Source organism: Streptomyces sp. enrichment culture (assembly GCF_964272895.1).
Taxonomy (GTDB): domain Bacteria; phylum Actinomycetota; class Actinomycetes; order Streptomycetales; family Streptomycetaceae; genus Streptomyces.
In genome coordinates, this window is sequence record NZ_OZ186832.1 from 6875642 (window position 1) to 6896413 (window position 20772).

19 protein-coding genes are annotated in these 20772 nt (G+C 72.8%); 12 read left to right on the plus strand and 7 right to left on the minus strand.

Annotated features, from left to right (window positions below; all coding sequences use genetic code 11):
• The first annotated feature begins 16 nt into the window (after positions 1–16).
• The 6 genes from ACSU6M_RS30700 to ACSU6M_RS30725 all read left to right on the plus strand — a co-directional run bounded on the left by ACSU6M_RS30700 (position 17) and on the right by ACSU6M_RS30725 (position 6713).
• Positions 17–802, plus strand: a complete 786-nt coding sequence (locus ACSU6M_RS30700; RefSeq protein ID WP_437074108.1) for an ABC transporter ATP-binding protein — start codon at positions 17–19, stop codon at positions 800–802.
• The gene (locus ACSU6M_RS30705) at positions 799–1590 is read left to right on the plus strand and encodes an ABC transporter ATP-binding protein (protein WP_437074109.1); all 792 of its coding nucleotides are present in this window, start codon (positions 799–801) and stop codon (positions 1588–1590) included. The genes ACSU6M_RS30700 and ACSU6M_RS30705 overlap by 4 nt, the downstream gene beginning before the upstream one ends.
• Entirely contained in the window at positions 1587–2483 is an 897-nt protein-coding gene (locus ACSU6M_RS30710; RefSeq protein WP_437074111.1) for a branched-chain amino acid ABC transporter permease, read from the plus strand. The genes ACSU6M_RS30705 and ACSU6M_RS30710 overlap by 4 nt, the downstream gene beginning before the upstream one ends.
• Positions 2476–3582, plus strand: a complete 1107-nt coding sequence (locus ACSU6M_RS30715; protein ID WP_437074113.1) for a branched-chain amino acid ABC transporter permease — start codon at positions 2476–2478, stop codon at positions 3580–3582. Before ACSU6M_RS30710 ends, ACSU6M_RS30715 begins: the two co-directional genes overlap by 8 nt.
• A 5-nt stretch (positions 3583–3587) precedes the next feature.
• A complete protein-coding gene (locus ACSU6M_RS30720; protein ID WP_437075419.1) occupies positions 3588–4853 on the plus strand; it encodes an ABC transporter substrate-binding protein in 1266 nt (421 codons plus the stop codon).
• 90 nt (positions 4854–4943) lie between these two features.
• The gene (locus ACSU6M_RS30725) at positions 4944–6713 is read left to right on the plus strand and encodes an ABC transporter ATP-binding protein (protein WP_437074115.1); all 1770 of its coding nucleotides are present in this window, start codon (positions 4944–4946) and stop codon (positions 6711–6713) included.
• Between the two features lie 174 nt (positions 6714–6887).
• Here the strand turns inward: ACSU6M_RS30725 and tgmB are convergent, their stop codons facing one another.
• The 4 genes from tgmB to ACSU6M_RS30745 all read right to left on the minus strand — a co-directional run bounded on the left by tgmB (position 6888) and on the right by ACSU6M_RS30745 (position 11365).
• Positions 6888–7868, minus strand: a complete 981-nt coding sequence (gene tgmB, locus ACSU6M_RS30730) for an ATP-grasp ribosomal peptide maturase (protein WP_437074116.1) — start codon at positions 7866–7868, stop codon at positions 6888–6890.
• Positions 7869–7881: 13 nt separating this feature from the next.
• Positions 7882–8073: a putative ATP-grasp-modified RiPP gene (tgmA, locus tag ACSU6M_RS30735; protein WP_437074118.1), complete on the minus strand. Its 192-nt coding sequence runs from the start codon at positions 8071–8073 to the stop codon at positions 7882–7884.
• Positions 8074–8589: 516 nt separating this feature from the next.
• Positions 8590–9711 carry a hypothetical protein gene (locus tag ACSU6M_RS30740; protein WP_437074119.1) on the minus strand — a complete coding sequence of 374 codons (1122 nt, stop codon included), beginning with the start codon at positions 9709–9711 and terminating at the stop codon, positions 8590–8592.
• A 289-nt stretch (positions 9712–10000) separates the two neighbouring features.
• A complete protein-coding gene (locus ACSU6M_RS30745; RefSeq protein WP_437074120.1) occupies positions 10001–11365 on the minus strand; it encodes an FAD-dependent oxidoreductase in 1365 nt (454 codons plus the stop codon).
• Between the two features lie 677 nt (positions 11366–12042).
• On the opposite strand from ACSU6M_RS30745, the gene ACSU6M_RS30750 reads away from it, so the two are divergent.
• The 4 genes from ACSU6M_RS30750 (at position 12043) to ACSU6M_RS30765 (ending at position 15311) form a co-directional block, all read left to right on the plus strand.
• Entirely contained in the window at positions 12043–12645 is a 603-nt protein-coding gene (locus ACSU6M_RS30750) for a hypothetical protein (RefSeq protein WP_437074121.1), read from the plus strand.
• Between the two features lie 101 nt (positions 12646–12746).
• The gene (locus tag ACSU6M_RS30755) at positions 12747–13508 is read left to right on the plus strand and encodes a hypothetical protein (protein ID WP_437074122.1); all 762 of its coding nucleotides are present in this window, start codon (positions 12747–12749) and stop codon (positions 13506–13508) included.
• 29 nt (positions 13509–13537) lie between these two features.
• Positions 13538–15073 (plus strand): FAD-dependent oxidoreductase, encoded by a 1536-nt coding sequence (locus tag ACSU6M_RS30760; RefSeq protein WP_437074123.1) that lies wholly within the window; start codon positions 13538–13540, stop codon positions 15071–15073.
• Positions 15074–15137: 64 nt separating this feature from the next.
• Entirely contained in the window at positions 15138–15311 is a 174-nt protein-coding gene (locus ACSU6M_RS30765; protein WP_437074125.1) for a CsbD family protein, read from the plus strand.
• Positions 15312–15514: 203 nt separating this feature from the next.
• Here ACSU6M_RS30765 and ACSU6M_RS30770 read toward each other — a convergent pair whose 3' ends face one another.
• Positions 15515–16294 carry an SDR family NAD(P)-dependent oxidoreductase gene (locus ACSU6M_RS30770; RefSeq protein ID WP_437074126.1) on the minus strand — a complete coding sequence of 260 codons (780 nt, stop codon included), beginning with the start codon at positions 16292–16294 and terminating at the stop codon, positions 15515–15517.
• Positions 16295–16331: 37 nt separating this feature from the next.
• On the minus strand, positions 16332–17891 hold the full coding sequence (locus tag ACSU6M_RS30775; protein WP_437074127.1) for an APC family permease: 1560 nt from the start codon (positions 17889–17891) through the stop codon (positions 16332–16334).
• A gap of 474 nt (positions 17892–18365) precedes the next feature.
• Between ACSU6M_RS30775 and ACSU6M_RS30780 the strand changes: the two genes are divergently transcribed.
• On the plus strand, positions 18366–19103 hold the full coding sequence (locus ACSU6M_RS30780; RefSeq protein WP_437074129.1) for a D-Ala-D-Ala carboxypeptidase family metallohydrolase: 738 nt from the start codon (positions 18366–18368) through the stop codon (positions 19101–19103).
• 73 nt (positions 19104–19176) lie between these two features.
• Positions 19177–19833 carry a lipoprotein gene (locus tag ACSU6M_RS30785; protein ID WP_437074130.1) on the plus strand — a complete coding sequence of 219 codons (657 nt, stop codon included), beginning with the start codon at positions 19177–19179 and terminating at the stop codon, positions 19831–19833.
• Positions 19834–19835: 2 nt separating this feature from the next.
• Here the strand turns inward: ACSU6M_RS30785 and ACSU6M_RS30790 are convergent, their stop codons facing one another.
• Positions 19836–20762: a GNAT family N-acetyltransferase gene (locus tag ACSU6M_RS30790; protein WP_437074131.1), complete on the minus strand. Its 927-nt coding sequence runs from the start codon at positions 20760–20762 to the stop codon at positions 19836–19838.
• Between the last annotated feature and the right edge of the window lie 10 nt (positions 20763–20772).

Consider the following 20772-nt stretch of genomic DNA (forward strand, 5'->3'; position numbering starts at 1 on the left):
GACCCGAGGAGCCGCGATGCCCGAAGCACCACCGGACGACGAGCCCGCGCTGCATGTCGAGGACCTCGACGTGGCCTACGGCCGGGCCCTGTCCGCACTGCGTTCCGTGTCCCTGACCGTGCCGCCCGGCGCCGTGGTGGCGCTGCTGGGCGCCAACGGCGCCGGGAAGACCACCCTGCTCAGGGCGGTCTCCGGCACCCTGCGCCTGCACCGCGGCGCGGTCACGGCCGGTCGCATACGGTACGGCGACACCGCACTGGACGGGCGCGACCCCGTCGCCGCGGTACGCGCCGGAGTCGTCCAAGTACCCGAGGGCAGGCGCGTGTTCGCCGGACTCACGGTCGACGAGAATCTGCGCACCGGCGGCCTCGGCCTCGGCCGGCGCGCCCCGCACCAGGTCCGCGAGGCCCGCGACCGGGTGTTCGCGCTGTTCCCGCGGCTCGCCGAACGCACCCGGCAGCACGCGGGCCTGCTCTCCGGCGGCGAGCAGCAGATGCTGGCCATCGGCCGCGCCCTGATGGCCGCGCCCCGGCTGCTGCTGCTCGACGAGCCCTCGCTCGGACTCGCCCCGCTCATGGTGCAGCGCATCGCCGAAGTGGTCCGGGAGATCAACGCCCAGGGCACCGGCGTGCTGCTGGTCGAGCAGAACGCCGGGATGGCCCTGTCGCTCGCCACCCACGCCTACGTCCTGGAGGTCGGCGAGGTACGGCTGTCCGGGCCCGCCGGCGAACTCGCCCGCACCGACGCGGTGCGCCGCCTCTACCTCGGGGAGAGCACCGACGACGCCCAGGGGGCCGCGTGAACGAGCGCACCACCCCGCCCGTCCTCGAAGTGCGGGACGTCACCGTCCGGTTCGCCGGACTGACCGCCCTCGACGACGTGTCCTTCACCGTCGTCCCCGGCACCGTGCACGCCGTCATCGGCCCCAACGGCGCCGGCAAGTCCACCTGCTTCAACGTCGTGTCGGGCCTGTACCGGCCCGCCTCCGGCGCGGTCCGGCTCGGCGACACCGAACTGACCCGCCTGGCCCCGCACCGCATCGCCGGGCTCGGTGTGGCCCGTACCTTCCAGAACATCGTCACCACCGAGGGCACGGTCGCCGACAATCTGATGCTCGGCCGCCACGCCCTCACCCGCGCCGGATTCGCCGCCAGCGCCCTGCGCCTGCCCGGCGCCCGCCGGGAGCAGCGCGAGCATCTGGCGCGGGCCCGGGAGATCGCCGAACTCGTCGGACTCGGCGACCTGTTCGACGCTCCCGTCGCCGGGCTGTCCTACGGCGACCGCAAGCGGGTCGAGTTCGCCCGCGCCCTGTGCCTGGAGCCCCGTGTGCTGCTGCTGGACGAGCCCGTGGCGGGCATGAACGGCGCCGAACGCGCCCGCACCGCCGAGGTCGTACGCGATGTCCGGGAACAACTGGGCCTGTCCGTCCTGCTCGTGGAGCACGACATGGGGCTGGTGATGCGGCTGGCCGACGAGGTCACCGTGCTCGACTTCGGCCGGGTCATCGCCCACGGCACACCCGACGAGGTCCGGCGCGACCCCGAGGTGCTGCGGGCCTACCTGGGCGAGCCGGAGGAGGACGCGGCATGAACGACTTCCTCGACCATGTCCTCGGCGGACTCGCCCTGGGCTCGGTGTACGCGCTCGTCGCCCTCGGCTTCGTCGTCATCTTCAAGGCGTCCGGAGTGCTCAGCTTCACCCACGGCTCGCTGCTGCTGCTCGGCGGCTACCTCGTCGCCGTGTTCCACGACGATCTCGGGTTCGCCGGCGCCCTAGCGCTGGCCGTGCTGGTGACGGCGCTCGTGGCGGGCGCGCTGGACCGGCTGCTCCAGCGCGCCGGAGGGCACGACCCGCACGCCGCGCATGTGCAGACGATCGCCACCATCGGCATCGACATCGTGCTGCTCACCGACCTGTCCCGGCGCATCGGCGGCGATCTGCTGACCCTCGGCGACCCGTGGGGCGACTCCGTCACCCGGCTCGGGCCGCTCACCGTCGCCGACAGCCGGCTCGCCGCGATCGCGGTGTCCGCCGTCGTCATCGGCGGGGTGTTCGCCCTGTTCCGGTACACCTCCTGGGGCCTGTCCCTGCGGGCCTCGGCGGAGGACCGAGAGGCGGCGGCGCTGATGGGCGTACAGCTGGTGCGGGTGCGCACCCTCGCCTGGTGTCTGGCGGGCGCGCTGGCCGCGCTGGCCGCGGTGTTCCTCGCCGCGTTCCCCGCGCCCGGACTGGAGCGCACCACCGGCCAGATCGCCCTGAAGGCGTTCCCGGCCGCGATCCTCGGCGGCATGGCCTCGCCGACCGGCGCCCTCGCCGGCAGCCTGATCATCGGCCTCACCGAGTCGCTGGTCGCGGGCTACCAGTCCGAACTGCACGTCCTCGGCGAGGGCTTCGGCGACGTCGCCCCGTACGCCGTGATGGTGCTCGTCCTTCTGGCGCGGCCCACCGGGCTGTTCGGCGCGAAGGGAGCGGCCCGTGTCTGACCTCCTGCGCAAGGTCCTGCCCGCACTGCTGCTGTGCGCCCTGCCGTTCTACGTGGACGCCTTCTGGCTGCGCGTCGGCCTGTTCGCCATGGCCGCCGCCATCGGCGCGGTCGGCCTCGGCCTCCTCTCCGGCACGGCGGGCCAGCTCTCCCTCGGCCACGCCTTCTTCCTCGCCGTCGGCGCCTACGGCTACGCCTGGCTCGCCGGGGAGCCGGGTGCGGGCCTGCCGCCGCTGCTCGCGCTCGTGCTGGCGGTCCTGCTGGCCGGGGCCGCGGGCGGTCTGTTCAGCCCCGTGGCCGGCCGGGTGCGCGGCATCTACCTGGGCGTGGCCACCCTCGCGCTGGTCTTCCTCGGCCACCATGTGCTGCTCACCGCGGACGACGTCACCGGCGGCTTCAACGGCCGCTCGGTGCCGCCGCTGACGGTCGGCGGCTTCGGATTCACCGACAGCGACCCCGAACTGACCGTGCTGGGCGTGCCGTTCGGCGCCGAGGAGCGGCTGTGGTACCTGGGCCTCGCACTGCTCGCGCTGACCTGGTTCACCGCCCGCGGCATCCTCAGGGGCCGGCCGGGGCGGGCGCTGGCCGCGGTGCGGGACAGCGAGACCGCGGCCGCGGTGATGGGCGTGCACGTGGCCCGGCACCGCTCGGCGGCCTTCGTGGTCTCCTCGATGTACGCGGGCCTGGCCGGGGCGCTGCTCGCCCTCGGCTTCCGCCGGATCGTGCCCGACTACTTCGGCCTCGCCCTCTCCGTCGACTACCTCGCCATGATCGTCATCGGCGGCCTGGGCTCGGTGGCCGGCGCCACCGCGGGCGCCTTCTTCGTCACCGCCCTGCCGCTGCTGATGACCCGCTACGCCGACCATCTGCCGCTGGTCGCCACGCCCGGCTCCGGCGACGGCTCGGTCGGCCCGACCGAGGCCGCCCGCTACCTCTACGGCGCCGCGATCGTGGTGATCCTGCTGTACGCCCCCGACGGCCTGCACGGCCTCGCCCGCCGTCTGCGCGCCCGCGTCCGCAGCCGCCGCACCCCCGAACCCCCACCCGAGACGTCCCTCCCCTCCGCCACCGCCGCAAGAGCCAAGGAGCACACCCCGTGAACGTCATGCCCTTCCGTCCCCGCCGCCTCCTGCTGACCTCGGCCCTCGCGGCACTGCTCCTCGTCACCACCGCGTGCAGCTCCAAGGCGGGCGACGACGACGCGGGCAACGGCGCCGACGGCGTCAAGTCCGGGCCCGGCGTCACCGACAAGACCGTCAAGCTCGGCGCGCTGACGGATCTGACCGGCCCGTACGCCACCCTCGGCAAGTCCATCGTGCAGGCCCAGCAGATGTGGGCCGACGAGACCAACGCGGCCGGCGGCATCTGCGGCCGCAAGGTCGAGATCGTCGTCGAGGACCACGGCTACGACGTGCAGAAGGCGGTCACCGCCTACGCCGACATCTCCCCGGACGTCGTCGCGCTGCCCCAGGTCATCGGCTCCCCGGTCGTCGCCGCCCTGCTCGACGACCTGGAGCGCGACAAGATGCTGACCTTCCCGCAGGCATGGGCCGCCTCCCTGCTGGGCAAGGAGTCCGTGCAGGTGGTCGGGACGACCTACGACCTGGACATGATCGCCGCGGTCGACTTCCTCACCCGCACCAAGGGCCTGAAGAAGGGCGACTCCATCGGGCACGTCTACTTCGAGGGCGACTACGGCGCCAACGCGCTGGAGGGCTCCGAATGGGCGGCCGAGCGGGCCGGGCTGAAGGTCGTCGCCCAGAAGATCAAGGCGACGGACACCGATCTGTCCGCGCAGGTCTCCGCGCTGCGCAAGGCCGGTGTGAAGGCGATCCTGATCAGCGCCGGGCCCGCCCAGACCGCGTCCCTCGCCGGAGTGGCCGCCTCCCGTGGGCTGATGGTGCCGATCGTCAGCAACGCCCCCGGTTTCGCCCCGCAGTTGATGAAGACGCCCGCCGCGAAGGCCCTGGCCGGCCTGCTGAACGTGGTCAGCGCGGCCCCGGCGCCCAGCTCCGACCTGCCCGGCGTGCGCAAGATGGTGGCGGCGTACGAGAAGAAGTACCCGGGCTCCCCGGTCGACTCGGGCGTGCTCTCCGGCTACAACGCCGCGCAGTTGCTCGGCGCCGACCTGAAGAAGGCGTGCGCCGCGGGCAGCCTCGCCCGCGAGGACGTCATCAAGGCGCACCGCTCGCAGCAGAACGCGGACACCGGGCTCGGCACCGTGCTGAACTTCTCGGACGTGAACCGGCCGGCGAGCGTCAAGACCTATGTGCTCAAGCCGGACGCGAAGGCGGTCGGCGGCCTTGTCGGCGTCGAGGACGCGCACACCGCGCCCGGCGTGGAGGAGTACCTGCAGTCGCGTACCTCCTGACCGCGGACGCGCGGGTCCTCTCCGGCGGGGAAGTGGGATAGTAAGCGCTTGCCACCCCCCGTACGGCACGCTGGAGAGGACCCACGCCCTATGGCGTCGTCGACCGAGCCACCCCTCGATCACCGCTACCGGGACGAACACCCCGTCCGCACCCTCGTCTACCTCTTCCGCCCCGACCGCAGGCGGCTCGCCGCCGCGGTCGGGGTCTTCACCGTCAAGCACAGCCCGATCTGGCTGCTGCCGCTGATCACGGCGTCCATCATCGACACGGTCGTGGAGCACCGGCCGATCGCCGAGCTGTGGACCAGCACCGGGCTCATCATGGTCATCCTGCTGGTCAACTACCCGCTGCACCTGCTCTACGTCCGGCTGCTCTACGGCAGCGTCCGCCGCATGGGCACCGGTCTGCGCTCGGCGCTGTGCACCCGCATGCAGCAGCTGTCCATCGGCTACCACGCGCGGGTCAGCGCGGGTGTGCTCCAGGCCAAGGTGGTGCGGGATGTCGAGGCCGTCGAGCAGATGGTGCAGCAGACCTCCGAGCTGGGGCTCGGCGCGGTCACCGTGCTCGCCGGCGGCATGATCATCATCGGTGTGCGCACCCCGGAGTTCCTGCCGGTCTTCTTCGTCGTCGTGCCCGCCGCCGCGCTGCTGGTGGCCCGGCTGCGGGCCCGGCTGCGCACCCACAACGAGCACTTCCGGCACGAGGTGGAGACCCTGTCCTCCCGTGTCACGGAGATGACCCGGCTGATCCCGGTCACCCGCGCCCACGGCCTGGAGGGCAAGGCGCTGCACCGCATGGACGGCACCCTGCGCCGGCTGCTGCACTCCGGGATGCGCCTGGACCTGCTCAACGGCCGCTTCGGCTCACTGGCCTGGGTGGTCCTCAACGTCATCGGGGTGTCCGTCCTGGCCGGCGCCGCGCTCGTGTCGTACTACGGCGTCTGGGGTGTCACCCCCGGTGACGTCGTCATGCTCAGCGCCTTCCTCACCACGCTCACCAACGCCACCACCACCCTCGCGGGCCTCGCCCCGGTCATCACCAAGGGCCTGGAGTCGGTGCGTTCGGTCGGCGAGGTGCTCCAGGCGCCCGAACTGGAGGACAACGAGGGCAAGTCCGAGGTCCGGGAGCTGCGGGGAGCGGTGACCTTCCAGCACGTCACCTATGCCTACGGCGCCGACCGGGCCGCCGTACGGGACTTCGACCTCACCGTCGCGCCGGGGGAGACGATCGCCCTGGTCGGGGCCTCGGGAGCCGGCAAGTCCACGGTGCTCAACCTGGTCATCGGCTTCATCCGGCCCACCTCCGGGCGCATCCTGCTCGACGGCACCGACATGAGCACCCTCGACCTGCGGACCTACCGGCGCTTTCTGTCCGTGGTGCCGCAGGAGTCCATCCTCTTCGAGGGCTCGATCCGGGAGAACGTCGCCTACGGCATGGACGAGGCCGACGAGGAGACGGTCCGCGCGGCCCTGCGGGACGCCAACGCGCTGGAGTTCGTCGACCGGCTGCCCCAGGGCCTGGACACCCTGGTCGGCGAGCGCGGCGCCCGGCTGTCCGGCGGGCAGCGACAGCGCCTCGCCATCGCCCGGGCGCTGATCCGCGACCCGAAGGTCCTGGTGCTGGACGAGGCGACCTCGGCCCTGGACACCCGGTCCGAGGCGCTGGTCCAGCAGGCCCTCGGGCGGCTGCTGCACGGCCGCACCACCTTCGTCGTCGCCCACCGGCTGTCCACCGTCCGCAGCGCCGACCGCATCGTGGTCATGGGCGACGGGAGGATCCTGGAGACCGGCACCCACGAGGAACTCCTCGCCCGCGGAGGGGCGTACACGGCGCTGCACGGCGGGCAGGCGGTCTCGTAGGGCGGGGGAGGCCGGGGCGTCGCGGGTCCCGTGGGGCGGCAGGCGCCTCCCTCTTCTCGGGGTGCCCGCCGCCGGAGTCCCGTGCGCGGGGCGCGCTCCCGGGGAGCACGCCCGGCCGGGCGTCCGTGGGCCCGGCCCGGCCGGGATGGGCGGCCGGGACGGCGGGCGCCGGCGTCAGGGCACCGCCGCGTTCGTGCCGCCCCGGCCCCGCTGGCGGGGCAGGGTGGGCGGCTTGGTGCCCAGCCACTCGGCGATGGTGCGGGCGATGGGCTGCCCGGTCTCCACCTCGATGAAGCCGAACTGGCCCGACTGGTTGCACTCCAGGAACCACCACGTGCCGTCGGCGTCCTCGACGAAGTCGAAGGCGCCGTAGGCCAGTTCCGCCTCGCGCAGATACGCGCGCACGGACTCCGCGATCCGCGGCGGCACGTCGACCGGCCGCCAGGGCTCCCCGGATGTGACGAATCGCACATCCACATCGTCGGTGTCCGCGGCCGCCTTGCGCGCGGCCATCAGCCGCTCACCCACCGCGGTGAGCCGGATGTCCGCCCGCTTGGCGATCCGCCGTTGCAGCAGCGTCGGCCCGTAGGCCACCGCCGCGAAGTCGGTGCCCGGCGCCACCCGGCTGGTCGGCACCGCGCGCGGCGGCTCCTGCGGATGCGCCCCGGACACCGGCTTCACGACCAGGTCCGGGAAGCGCTCGGCGAAGTCCCGGGCGGCCTGCGGGAACGTGGTGATCAGCGTGGCCGGCACCGGCAGCCCCGTGCCCTGGGCGAGCCGAAGCTGCCAGGGCTTGTACCGGGCCCTGCGGGCCGCGTCCGGGTGGTTCATCCAGCGTGCGCCGCTGCCGCGCAGCATCCCGTAGAGCGCCTGTTCGGACTCCTCGGTGAGCCACTCGGACGGTTCGGCCACCCGAGCCGCCGGCACCCCCGGCCGGCGCACCCAGACGGACCGCAGCCCGTCGATGCCCACCAGGCGTCCCGCGGACCACAGATGGCCGCGGAAGCCGCCGTGGACGTACTCGGCCGACAGCGCGACCTGGCCGGTCAGATCGGCCGGGTCGAGCCGCAGGACCGGTACGCCGGCGGCGTGCAGATGGACGACCACCATGTCCGCCGTCACATCCTGCTCCGATGTCAGGATCAGAACGGTCATCGACGTTCCGTGTTCAGTCGTCGAAGTGCGTCTTGGAGCCCGCGGTCGACGTCGTGGTCCCCAACTCTCTCAACAGGGCGAGATCGGTGGCGGCGATCCGGCCGTCGAGGAGCACGTTCAACTGCAGTCCGGAGTCATAGGTGTACGCAGCGGTGACGTCCAACTCCACTGCCGGGCGTGCATAGTTGAGCGCGAACGGTTGCATGGTCTCTCCCTCGTCGGTGCTGCCCCGGACAAGTCCCGGCACAGGCCGCTGTCTTGCTTCGCCCCGTCGATCTTGCAGGGCTTCCATTCCTTATACGATTCGAACGAGTGAATGGTTTCGTCACGCTCCGTGAGGCACGGGCGTGAGGTCGCTCTGAACCTGAGACGGGTGAAGCCGTCCGTCGGTTGACTGTTCGTGAGAGAGGCGTGCGTGCGGAGCCGGCGTACGGAGCCGCCTCTGGTCCGGACGGCGCCGTGCGGTGCGGTGGTTCCCCTCAGGCGGTACCGGCCTCGGGCACCGCGGTGACGACGGCGAGCGCGAGGGTGGTCGAGTCCACGGAGCCCTCCTGAGTGCGATGCGAGCGTGTGACGGCCTGGAGCGCGTGCCGCGCCTGTGCGCCCCGTTCGTACAGTGCGCACGCGCTCCTACAGAATTCCCCCCTTCGGCCGCTGTATTGCCGCGCGTGAGGGCCGCCACACCCGTGGGGGGTACGGTGTGCGCCTGTACGCCCCTTGTTCAGCCCGCGGCGGGCGCGTCGGAGTCCTCGGCCGCCCGGTCGGCGCCCCGGCCGCGGGAGGAGCCCCGCAGGCGCTCCAGGGTGCGCGTCAGATGCCGCAACGGCGAGGCGGGCGTGGGCGGTTCGGCCGGTGCGAGCCCCGCCGTCTCCCGGTAGGCGGCCAGCGCCTCATGGGCCTGCTCGGCGGCCTCCCGGTACAGGTCGCGGGACTTGGTCATCGCCTCCAGCGCCTCGGCGTACATGGCGACGAGCTCGCGGGCCCGGGCGAGCTCCTCCTCCAGGGTCAGCAGCCGCCAGTCCTCCCGCAGCGCGGTGAGCGCCGCCTCGGCGTCCTCGGCCGCCGGCCGGGGCAGGGCGGCGAAACGCGTGACCGCCGCGATGAGCTCGGCCGGTTCGGAACCGTCGAGGAAGACGCTGCGCACCGAGAACTCCCCGGCGTCGTACGCGGGCGGCGCGGGCTCGCCGGGCAGCACCAGCGCTCCGCCGCGCGGCACCCGCAGACCGAGGTCCTTCAGGGCGTAGTTCACCGCGTTCAGCTGCTGCGGCGCCGCGCGGTGCTCCACGACCCGGTGCCGCAGTCCCGCCGGCAGCCACTCGGCCAGCGGCACCCGGCCGCGGTCGTCGGGCGTCATGGCCTCATGGATGACGACATGGACCGCCCAGCCGCCGTGCGCCGCGCCCTTGAGCACCCGCCGCAGGTCCTTCTCGTCCTCGGGCAGCGGATTGAGGCCCGTGAAGGACAGCCCCGCGTCGCTGTCCTGCGCCCACTCGGACTCGGTGTCCTGCGGCCAGAACATCTCGGCGGGCGAGGGCCAGGTCAGATCCCAGGCCCGTTCCGCCTCGGCGGCCAGCGTCCACACCCGGTCCCCGTCCGGGCCGGGGGAGAGCGTCAGCCGGGCGCGTACGGTCACCTCGCCCTCGGGCCGCCAGCGCGCCTCGAACACCTGCTCCTGGGCGCCCTCGGCGGCGGGCACCTCCAGGTGGTCGTCGAGCGTCCCCGCGTCCTTGAGCAGCCGCAGCCGCGCGCGTACGGCGCCTTCCGCGCCGGGTCCGACATGGCGGCCGCGGGCCAGCCACACCGTGGGAGGGGTCATCGGGCGGGCGGTCGAGGAGCTCGGCATCGGTCCATCGGGGGAAGGGGGCGTGGTCCACCGGCAAGTATCCCCGTCGGCGGACGGGGACGATCACCGGGGGTGCCTGTCGTCGGCGCACGGGGGTGTGCGCGCCGCGCGAGGAGTGTGCGCGCCGCGCGAGGAGTGTGCGCGCCGCGCGTGGGGTGTGCGCCGCACACCCGACGCCGCTCCGTTCACTCCTGTCCCGGAGCGCGGTGCGGCGGCGACAATCCGGGGGGCGGACAGGGCCCGCCCGCCATCCGCTTCGGGGCGGGCCCTGTCCGCACGGTCCGGCCGCTTACGCGCCGCTGGCCCGCAGCATGTCCTCGCGCTCGACGATCTTCACGCGCTCGCGGCCCTGCGGCTCGCCCAGCGCCTTCTCGGCGGCGTCGAGCTTGTACCAGCCCTCCCACGTGGTGAAGCGCAGGTTCCGCTCGGCCAGGAACGCGTCCACGGCCTCCGGGGTGGGCGACTGGGGCGTGTGCAGACGCTCGTTGGCGAAGTCGTCCAGCAGGTTCGCCACCGTCTCGTTGGCGTCGCCCTTGGTGTGGCCGATGAGGCCCACCGGACCACGCCGGATCCAGCCGGTGACGTACACGGACTGGAGGTGGTCGCCGCCCTCCTCGATGACCCGGCCGCCCTGGTCCGGGACGGTGCCCGACTCGATGTCCCAGGGGAGCTTGGGGAGCTTGTCCGAGAGGTAGCCCACCGCGCGGTAGACGGCGCTGACGTCCCAGTCGGTGAACCGGCCGGTGCCCTTGACGTTGCCGGTGCCGTCCAGCTCGGTGCGCTCGGTGCGCAGGCCGACGACCTTGCCGTCCTCGCCCAGGATCTCCACGGGCGACTCGAAGAAGTGCAGGTAGAGCTTGTGCGGGCGGTCGCCGACATCGCGGATCGCCCAGTTCTCCAGGGTCTTGGCGACCATGTCGACCTGCTTGTTGCCCCGCCGCTCGGCGATCGAGCCCTCGTCGTAGTCGATGTCCTCGGGGTTGACGATGACCTCGATGCTGGGGGAGTGGTCCAGCTCGCGCAGCTCCATCGGGCTGAACTTCGCCTGCGCCGGGCCCCGTCGGCCGAAGACGTGGATCTCGACGGCCTTGTTCTGCTTCAGGCCCTCGTAGACGTTCGGCGGGATCTCGGTGGGCAGCAGCTCGTCCGCCGTCTTCGCGAGGATCCGGGAGATGTCGAGGGCCACGTTGCCGACGCCCAGCACCGCGACCTTCTCCGCCTCCAGCGGCCAGGTGCGCGGCACGTCCGGGTGGCCGTCGTACCAGGAGGCGAAGTCGGCGGCGCCGTAGGAGCCGTCCAGCTCCACGCCCGGGATCTTCAGCTCGCGGTCGGCCATGGCGCCGGTCGAGAAGATGATCCCGTCGTAGAAGGCGCGCAGGTCGTCGAGGTGGATGTCGGTGCCGTAGTCGATGTTGCCGAACAGGCGGACCTGCGGCTTGTCGAGCACCTGGTGCAGGGCCGTGATGATGCCCTTGATGCGGGGGTGGTCGGGGGCCACGCCGTAGCGGATGAGTCCGAACGGGGCGGGCATGCGCTCGAAGATGTCGATGGACACGCCGGGTTCGGCGGCCACGTCGGACTTCAGCAGGGCGTCGGCGGCGTAGATGCCGGCGGGACCGGCTCCGACGATGGCAACCCGCAGGGGGCGGGACATGATCAGTTCCCTTCGAGCGATGACAGGCGATCTTCGAAGGGAACCCTAAGCTAAGGCAAGCCTAAGTCGGTACCGGGGTCCGGTCTATGGGCTCATAAGCCAGGTTTATGGATCCTCAAACCTGGCCTTGGGGCGCCGTCGGGGCCAGGGGGGCGACGTGAGTGGATCTCGATTCGGGCCGCGGAGTCGTAGCCGTGCCGTCGGCGGCGAGGCGGATGTTCGCGCTCGCACCGTTCGCATTCCGGGCCAGGAACCGGCGCCCGCCATGTCGTCGACCTTCGCACACTCGTCCAGCAGGACCCTCGGCACGCCTTCCGGGCCTGCTGCTGCGCAGGGGACCCATCCGTCGACGAGCGGCGTGGCCGTCCGGCCCCCCTGGCGCCGTACGGTCACCGCGCCGCTCACGGGGCACCGTTCCGTTCGCGACCGCGACGATGGTCGAGCAAGCCGCGTCCGCGCTCGGCTGCCGCGGATCACGCGGGGCAGGCCCGCTCCCGCGGGCGCAGCGTCTTGCGCCCGGTCACCGGCGGCGAGGCGGACGCGTGCGGAGGCGCAAGGGGTGGTCATGACGTCCTGGGCGTGGCATGGACGTCCTGCGCACGGAGACGACCCGTGACCGTCCCTGAGGAAGATCGTTCTTGCAGCGCGACAGATCGTCTGCGAAAGGGGAACGGCCGGTGAGCTGCTGGATCACCGTCGGCCTGGGCGCCGCGGCGCTCGTCCCGCTGCCCGCCGCCGCGAACGGGCCGGCGCAGGCCGGTGAGGCCGTCGCGCACGTACGGGTGGGCGTCTGCGTCCTCGACACGGAGGCCCCCGAGGCGCCCACGGCACCTGGCACGCCCCCCGCGGCACCTCGTACGCCCTCCACGGCACCCGGCCGGGCCGCAGGGGCACCCCGCCCGGCCCCTGCCCCTGCCCCTGGGCCGGCCCCCGCCGAGGCCCCCGCGGCGCACCCGTCCGGACCGGCCCCCGGCCGCGCCCAGGCCCCCGCCCCGCAGGCGCGGCACACCCCCGCGCCCCTCCCGCCGGAACGCCCCCGGAACCCCGGCCGCACGGCCCCTCCCGCCCCGGCGGCACACCCCCGCCCGCCCGCGCCCCCGGCACCGGCCGCTCCCGCCCCCGACCCCTTCCGCGATGTGCCGCGGCACCACACCCCGGCCCCCACCGCACGGAAGACGGCCGGCGGCCTCTCTCTGGTCACGACCACCTCGGTGGTGACCACCCCCGCCATCCTGGCCGCCGCCGCCCTGCGTCCCGGCTCCCGCCGCCGCAGCACCTGACCGCACAGCGCCGGCCCCCGGTCCCGCCGCGGAAACCGCGCGCCCCGCATCCCGACCACCCCGTTGGACACCACCCATCCCACCTCCCTGGAGTTCCCACCGTGCCGGAATGGCTGATCTACACCCTGGCCGCCGTCCTGGTCTGCGCCCTCGTCGTCGTCGCGACCGTCGTCCGCCACCGCAGAGTCGACGGCGAGGAGGACACGTCCGAGACGCCGGACGTGCTGGAGTACATGGTGATGATGGTCGGCGTGGTCTACGCGATCGTCCTGGGCCTGGCGATCGCCGGGGTGTGGGAGGCGCGCGGCGCGGCGGAGGACACCGTGCGCCGCGAGGCCCTCGCCCTGCACGAGATCGACCAGCGGGTGGACGTCTACCCGGCGGCCTTCCGCGACCGGGTGCGCGAGCACATCGACGCCTACGCGCAGCACGCCGTCACCGCCGAGTGGCCCGCGATGGCACGGGACGGCGAGCCCGGCCCGACCGGCGCCGAACTGCTCGGCCGGATCCGCGCCGACATCGCTCACCGGACCCCGGCCGACGAGCTCCAGGCCCAGGCGTACCAGCCGCTCCTCGACGAGGTGGCCGCCGCCGACGTCGCCCGCCACGAGCGGCTGGACAGCGCCGGCACCACCCTGCCGGGCGTGGTCTGGTTCGGCCTCGTCGCCGGCGGGTTCGTCACCCTCGGGCTGCTGTTCGCCCTCCAGATCCGCCGCTCCGCGCGCGAGCTGCTGCTCGCCACCGCCTTTAGCGCGCTGGTCGTCTTCCTGCTCTTCCTCGTGTGGAGCTTCGACGCGCCCTTCGGCCACTCCGGCGCCGAGTCCGCCGAGCCGCTGCGGCGGCTGTACGCCTCAAGGGTGTGACCCCGGGCCGCGGGGGGAACCCGGCGCCCATGCATCAACAGGCGCTCACGCACCGGTCGTACTGGCTCGACACGATCCCTCCCGGCGAGCCGGCCCCCGGCCCCGACGGCGACCTCACGGTGGACGTGGCCGTCGTCGGCGCCGGGATCGCCGGCCTGAGCACGGCCTGGGAACTCACCCGGCGCGGCCACGGCGTCGCCGTCCTGGAGGCCGACCGCCTCGCCGCCGGAGTCACCGGCAACACCACCGCCAAGCTCAGCGCGCTGCACACCCTCGTCTACGACCGTCTGCGGCGCACCCGCGGCCGGGAGGCGGCCCGCCTGTACGCGCGCTCGCAGAGCGAGGCGATCCGCGCCGCCGCCGACCTCGTCGCCGAACGGGGCATCGACTGCGACTGGGAGGAGGCGCCGGCCTTCACCTACACCGAGGAGGCCGACCGCCTCCCCGAGCTGCGCGCCGAGGCCGAGGCCGCCCGTGAGGCAGGGCTGCCGGCCTCCTTCGTGACCGAGACCGGGCTGCCGTTCCCGGTCGCGGGCGCGGTCCGGGTGACGGGCCAGGCCCAGTTCCACCCGCGCAAGTACCTGATGGCCCTGGCCGACGCGATCCGCGGGGCGGGCGGCCGCCTGTACGAACATACGCGCGTCGTGGGGCTGCGCGAGGGCGAGCCGTGCGTGTTGACGACCGAGGCGGGCGTACGGGTGTCCGCGCGGGCTGTCGTGGTCGCCACCCACTACCCCGTGTTCGACCGCGCGCTGCTGTTCACCCGCCTCTCGCCGCGCCGGGAACTGGTCGTCGCGGGTCCCGTGGACGCCGCCCGCGCGCCGGACGGCATGTACATCACGCCCGAGGGCAGCACCCGCTCCGCCCGCACGGCGCCCCTGCCCGACGGAGGCCGGCTGCTGATCGTCACCGGGGAGCACTTCACGCCCGGCACGGGCGGAGACGTCGAGGCGCGGTTCGGCGAGCTGGGCGCGTGGGCGGCGGACCGCTTCGGGGTGGACCGCCTCAGCCATCGCTGGGCCGCGCAGGACAACGACTCCACCGACACCGTGCCGCTGGTCGGGCCGCTGCACCCGGCGAGCCGGCACGTCCATGTGGCCACCGGGTTCGGCGGCTGGGGCATGAGCGGCGGGATCATGGCCGGCCGGCTGCTCGCCGACCTGATCACCGGCACCCCGTGCCCGTGGAGCGACCTGTACGACCCGCGCCGCATCCGGCCGGTCGTCCGCGAGGGCGGGCACTTCCTGAAGCACCAGGCGCAGGTGGCCCGGCACTTCGTCGGCGACCGGCTGCTCGCCCCGGCCCGTCCCCCGGCCGACGGTCTGGCTCCGGGCGAGGGCGCGGTGCTCACCGTGGACGGGCGGCGCTGCGCGGTGCACCGCGACGACGACGGGCAGCTGCACGCGGTGTCGGCGCGCTGCACCCATATGGGCTGCCTGGTGGCGTTCAACGCCGCCGAGCGCACCTGGGAGTGCCCCTGCCACGGTTCCCGCTTCGACGTGGACGGCAACGTCCTCCAGGGGCCCGCCGTCCGCCCCCTGGAGCCGAGGGACCTCGGCGTTTAGGGCCCGTCGGCCGGGCCACCCGGTGGACGCAGGTATGTCCCACGGCCGCGTGAGGTGATGTGTTGTGGCACGGAATCAGAAGGCCAAGGCCAAGAAGGAACAGGCCAAGGGCAAGGCCAAGGAGATGATGGGCCGCGCGACGGGCGACGACAGGCTGGCCGCGGAGGGTGACCTGGAGCAGATGAAGGGCGACGCCCGGCAGGCCAAGGAGAAGGCCAAGGACACCTTCAAGCACTGACTGTTCTGTGTGAGGGCGGCGCTGACCGCTCGGTGCCGCCGAGGCATGGTGGTCCGGTTTCCGCGGGGGCGGGAGGCCGGACCGCCGCTCGTTTCGCGGACGGAGTGCGGGGTCAGCTGCCGAGCCGGCCTCCAGCCGGGCCGGCTCCGGACGCACCCCGCACCCCGCGGCCGGCTCCCGCGCCCGCGCGCGGGCCGCGCCCCTCAGTGCACCGACAGTCCTCCGTCGACGAAGATCGACTGTCCCGTGATGTAGGCGGAGGCGCGGCTCGCCAGGAAGACGGCGGCGCCCGCGAAGTCCTCGGCCAGGCCGTTGCGGCCGATCATCGTGCGGGCGGCCAGCTCGGCGACCTTGGCGGGGTCGGCGGACAGCCGGGCGTTGAGCGGCGTCATGACGAAGCCCGGCACGAGGGTGTTGCAGGTGACGCCGTGCGGGGACCATGCCTCCGCCTGGGAGCGGGCCAGCGACTCCAGGCCGCCCTTGGACACCCCGTAGGCGCCGCTCTGCACGAACGCCCGGTGCGCCTGCTGGGAGGTGATGTGGATGATCCGGCCGTAGCCCCGCTCGGCCATGCCCGGACCGAAGCGCCGCCCGAGCCGGAAGGGCGCCTCCAGGTTCACCGCCATGGTGGTGTCCCACACCTCGTCGCTGAGCTCGTCCATCGGCGGCCGCAGGTTCACCCCGGCCGCGTTGACGAGGATGTCCGGCTCGCCGAACTTCGCCACCGCCTCCTCGGACGCCTTGCGCACGCCCTCCCGGGTGCCGAGGTCCGCGCTCACCCAGGCCGCCCGGCAGCCGTCATCGGTCAGCTCCGCCACCGTCGCGGCCAGCTCGGCCTCCCGGCGGGCGATCACCACCACCCGCGCACCGGCGCGGGCCAGCGCCCCCGCGACGGCCCGCCCGATCCCGGAACTGCCGCCCGTCACGAACGCGACCCGCCCCTCCAGGGAGAACAGATCGGAAAGATAAGCATCTTTGATCATGTCCTCACCCTAGAGGGGCGGGCCGGTGCGGCGGGGCTCAGTCCTGGGCGACCAGCGCCGGGGTGGACTTGGTGAGCACCTCGCCGCGGAAGAACTCGGGGCTGCGGCGCTTCATCACGAGCATGATGACCAGGCCGAGGGCCAGCAGACCGACGCCGATGACGAACACCGAGCCGACGCCGAGGACCGAGGAGCCGCTGCCGTAGGCCGGGTCCCACATGTCGATCAGGGTCTTGGCGAACACGGCCGTCAGCATCAGGCCGCCGACCACCGGGAACAGCCCCTTGAAGAGCAGGTCGCGACCCGACCTGCGCAGGTCGGCGCGGAAGTACCAGGCGCAGGCGAAGGCGGTCAGCGCGTAGTAGAAGCAGATCATCAGGCCGAGCGCGTAGATGGTGTCGACCAGCACGTTCTCGCTGACCAGCGTCATGACCGTGTAGAACACGCCGGTCGCGATGCCGGAGGTGACCGTGGCGCGGCCCGGAGTCTTGAACCGGGGGTGGACATCGGCGTAGGAGGCGGGCAGGGCCTTGTACGTCGACATGGCGAGCACCGTGCGGGCGACCGGGATGAACGTGGTCTGGAGGCTGGCGGCGGCCGAGGCGAGCACGGCGACGAACAGCAGGATGCCGAGCGCGGAGCCCATCACCGGGCCGGCCAGCGCGGCGAACACGTTGTCCGAGGTGTCCGGGTTGGCGAGGCCGAGGCCCTTGTCGCCGGAGCCGACGATCATCTGCGCGGCGACACCGGTGGCGAGGTAGGAGCCGACCAGCACGACCATGGCGATCATCGCGGCGCGGCCCGGCGTGCGGCTGCTGCCGCTGGTCTCCTCGTTGGCGGTGAGACAGGCGTCCCAGCCCCAGTACATGAAGATCGACAGGGACAGACCCGCGGTGAACGCGGCGAACGAGCCGACCGCGAAGGGGTTGAGCCAGGACCAGGAGAAGTCGGCGCCGGTCGGGAAGTCGACGCTGCCCGCCTTGCCGAAGGCCATCGCCACGAACACGGCGAGCACCAGCAGCTGCAGGCCGACCAGCGCGTACTGCACGCCCTTGGTGGCGGTCATACCGCGGTAGCTGATGACGGTGGCCAGCGCGATGAGCGCCAGACACGTCACGATGTGGACGGCCTTGTTGCCGTCCAGCGCGGCCACCGACTCACTGCCGGTGATCTCGCCCGCGAGGAGCCAGAAGTACGACGTGGCCACGCCCGCCAGGTTCGACAGCACGATGATCGTGGCGATCACCAGGCCCCAGCCGCACATCCAGCCGACGCGCGGCCCGAACGCCTTCACCGTCCAGGTGAAGGAGGTGCCGCAGTCCGGCATCGCCTTGTTCAGCTCGCGGTAGGCGAAGGCCACCAGCAGCATCGGGAGGAACCCCGCGAGGAACACGGCCGGCATCTGGAGGCCGACCTCGCCCGCGGTGGAGCCGAGCGTGGAGGTGAGGCAGTACACCGGGGCGACGGTGGACACGCCGATGACCGCGCTGCCGAGGAGGCCCACGGAGTTTCCGCTGAGGCCCTTGGTGCGCATGCCTTCGACGGACCGGCCGTCGCCGTCGTCCGCGGCCGGGGGCCGCACGTCCAGCTGAGTCATGAACAGGACGTTAAGTTCTGCGGTTTCCGTGCCGACCGGGTTGCGGGTGACGGCGTCGCACCCGGAGGAGCCCTTTGTTCAATGGTCAAGTGAGCGGGGGTTCCTTCGTTTCGAAGGTGTCCGGTCGGCAAGGGCTGCGTTCTCAGGATCCGTACGGTGGACGTCCGATATTCGGTAATCGCAGCGACGTCCGAAATACGCCTTCCGAAATTTTCCATGTGACCCACGTCACATGGATGGCGGTGGGGTGAAGGGCAGGCGTCAATGCCGTTGCGGGGGTGGCGGATCGCGGTTCCCGGAAGGGGTTACCGCCGGTCCGGCGGGTTGTGACGGGCGTGGTCCATGGGGTGTGTCAAGGGGACGCGCCGGAGGTCTCGCTCGGATCCGCAGGTCGAGGTGGCGGCATGGTTGACGCGCGTCACATGTGCCGCCACCCTCTCCAGTGCCGTATGTCCCCTCCGCTTGGGAGAGCAGATGCTCAGACGCACGGTTCGACTTCTCGCCGCTATTGTCATGATCATGTCCGGAACGTTCGCGGGGACCGTCCTGACCGCGGGCACCGCCCACGCCGACGGCTGCTACACCTGGACCCGCACCCTGTCCCAGGGCTCCTCCGGAGCCGACGTCACCCAGCTGCAGATCCGCCTCGGCGGCTACGCCGGCTACGGCGCCGTCCTCGCCGTCGACGGCTCCTTCGGCCCGGCCACCACGGCCGCCCTCAAACGCTTCCAGTCGGCGTACGGGCTGACCGCGGACGGCATCGCCGGCAGCAACACGTACAACAAGCTCTACGCCCTCCAGGACGACGACTGCACACCGATCCACTTCTCCTACAGCGAGCTCAACGACTGCAACACCACCTGGTCCGGCGGCGCGGTCAGCGCGGCCACCGCCAAGGCCAACGCCCTGCGCACCATGTGGAAGCTGGAGGCCATGCGGCACGCGCTCGGCGACCAGCCGATCACCGTCACCAGCGGCTTCCGCTCCTACGCCTGCAACGACGCCGTCGGCGGCGCGAGCAACAGCCGCCATCTCTACGGTGACGCCGCCGACCTCGGCGCCGGCCCGCACTCGCTGTGCACGCTGGCGAAGCAGGCCCGCTACCACGGCTTCCGGGGCATCCTCGGCCCCGGCTATCCGGGCCACAACGACCACACCCACGTCGACCACCGGGACAGCCAGTACTGGTCGGCCCCCACCTGCGGCATCTGACGCACCCGCTGAGCCCGCCTTCCCGCCCCGCTGGATACAGTGTCCCGCCGATCAGTGAACAGGGGAGAGAAAAGTGCAGCTCGGGGCGGGAAGAGCGGGGCGTGCTCTGGTGGGTGCGGCGCTGCTCGCGGGGGTGCTGACGGCGTGCTCCGACGACGACGGGGGCGAGCCGCGGGCCAAGGCGTCCACCAGCGCGGCCGCCGGCGACGACAAGGCCGCGGCGGTGAGGAGCGGCGGCACGATCGGCCCCGCCGGTTCGGCCTGTGAACTGCCCGTCACCTTCGACATCGCCGAGGACTGGAAGCCGGAGGCGATCGACGCCCTCGGGGCCGGGGACAGCGAGGCCGTCGCCGACCTGCTCCGGCAGGGCCCGGTGACCGCTGCCTGCGAGGTCGACGCCAAGCCGGCCGGCCACATCGGCTTCCTGCGCGTGTGGACCGGCGAGCCCGGCGACGACGACGCGCGCACGGTGCTGGAGGGCTTCCTCGCCGACGAGAAGGGCAACGGCCCGGCGACGTACCGCCCGTTGGAGGCGAACGGCGTCCCCGGTGTCGAGGCGGAGTACCTCTACACCAGCGACCTGCTGGACGAGACGAAGAAGGAGCGCGCCTTCTGCGTCGTCACCGACCGCGGCCCCGTCGTGGTCGGCCTCGGCGGCCTCGACACCGAGGAGCACGAGGCCATGCTCCCGGCCTACGAACTCGCCAAGCGCACCCTGCGGGTGAGCTGACCTCAGCCGAGGACCGTCTCCCAGGTGTCGACGGCATAGTGCACCGTCATCCCGTGGCGGCGGTACAGCTCCGGCGCGCCGGTCGCGTTCGAGGTGTCCACGCCGAGGCCCACCGTGTCCCGGCCCAGGGCCGCGAACGCGCCGAACGCCTGGCGCAGCAGCAGCCCGCCGAGCCCGCGGCCGCGCGCCTCGGGCACGACGCCGATGCTGCGGATCCAGCCCATGGCCTCACGGTCGTTGCGCGACATCAGGAAACCGGCGTCGCCCAGGTCGTCCGTGGCCGCGATCCACACCAGCGACCAGTCCAGGCCGTCGGCGTCGATGTCCGCCAGCCACGCCTCGTAGGCACGCGGCTGGAAGTCGAAGTGCCGGGCGAACGTGGTCTGGTACAGCCGGTGCACCAGCCGCCGGTCGTCCTCGCCGGCGCAGGGGCGTATCCGTACGCCGTCCGGGAGCGCGGGGGACACGTCCGCGGCAGGGTCCAGCGGGCGGCGCAGCACGTGGTAGCGGCGGACGTCCTGCCAGCCGCGGTCGCGCAGCCGCGCGAGGTCGGTGGTGGGCCGTACGTTCAGATGCAGATGGACCACCGCCCGGTCGGCCCCGTTGTCCCGTGCCTTCTCCAGCGCCCTGGCCTCCATCAGGCCGAGCACGGCGAAGCCCGCCTCCTGGTGGTCGGGCAGGACATAGTGGTCGACGTCGATGCGTTCGCCGCCCGACTCGTCCCACAGCAGCCCGTAGGCGACGAGCCGGTCGCTCTCGAAGGCCAGCCAGGAATCGCGTTCCAGGTCGGCCTCGGGATGCTTCAGATCGGCCTCGACGGTGTGCAGATCCGTCTCGGGGCGGCCGATCTCGATGAGGTCGACGGCATTGAGGAGTTCGGTGATGGCGGGCGCGTCGGCGAGCGTGGCCGGACGGACGGTTGCGGGCATGAGGATCAGG

Coding starts and splice junctions, on each gene's coding strand:
- ACSU6M_RS30775 (WP_437074127.1), bottom strand. CDS start 17,891: ATGACTCAGCTGGACGTGCGGCCCCCGGCCGCGGACGACGGCGACGGC.
- ACSU6M_RS30700 (WP_437074108.1), top strand. CDS start 17: ATGCCCGAAGCACCACCGGACGACGAGCCCGCGCTGCATGTCGAGGAC.
- ACSU6M_RS30790 (WP_437074131.1), bottom strand. CDS start 20,762: ATGCCCGCAACCGTCCGTCCGGCCACGCTCGCCGACGCGCCCGCCATC.
- ACSU6M_RS30720 (WP_437075419.1), top strand. CDS start 3,588: ATGCCCTTCCGTCCCCGCCGCCTCCTGCTGACCTCGGCCCTCGCGGCA.
- ACSU6M_RS30780 (WP_437074129.1), top strand. CDS start 18,366: ATGCTCAGACGCACGGTTCGACTTCTCGCCGCTATTGTCATGATCATG.
- ACSU6M_RS30740 (WP_437074119.1), bottom strand. CDS start 9,711: ATGCCGAGCTCCTCGACCGCCCGCCCGATGACCCCTCCCACGGTGTGG.
- ACSU6M_RS30760 (WP_437074123.1), top strand. CDS start 13,538: ATGCATCAACAGGCGCTCACGCACCGGTCGTACTGGCTCGACACGATC.
- ACSU6M_RS30745 (WP_437074120.1), bottom strand. CDS start 11,365: ATGTCCCGCCCCCTGCGGGTTGCCATCGTCGGAGCCGGTCCCGCCGGC.
- tgmA (WP_437074118.1), bottom strand. CDS start 8,073: ATGCAACCGTTCGCGCTCAACTATGCACGCCCGGCAGTGGAGTTGGAC.
- ACSU6M_RS30710 (WP_437074111.1), top strand. CDS start 1,587: ATGAACGACTTCCTCGACCATGTCCTCGGCGGACTCGCCCTGGGCTCG.
- ACSU6M_RS30725 (WP_437074115.1), top strand. CDS start 4,944: ATGGCGTCGTCGACCGAGCCACCCCTCGATCACCGCTACCGGGACGAA.
- ACSU6M_RS30770 (WP_437074126.1), bottom strand. CDS start 16,294: ATGATCAAAGATGCTTATCTTTCCGATCTGTTCTCCCTGGAGGGGCGG.
- tgmB (WP_437074116.1), bottom strand. CDS start 7,868: ATGACCGTTCTGATCCTGACATCGGAGCAGGATGTGACGGCGGACATG.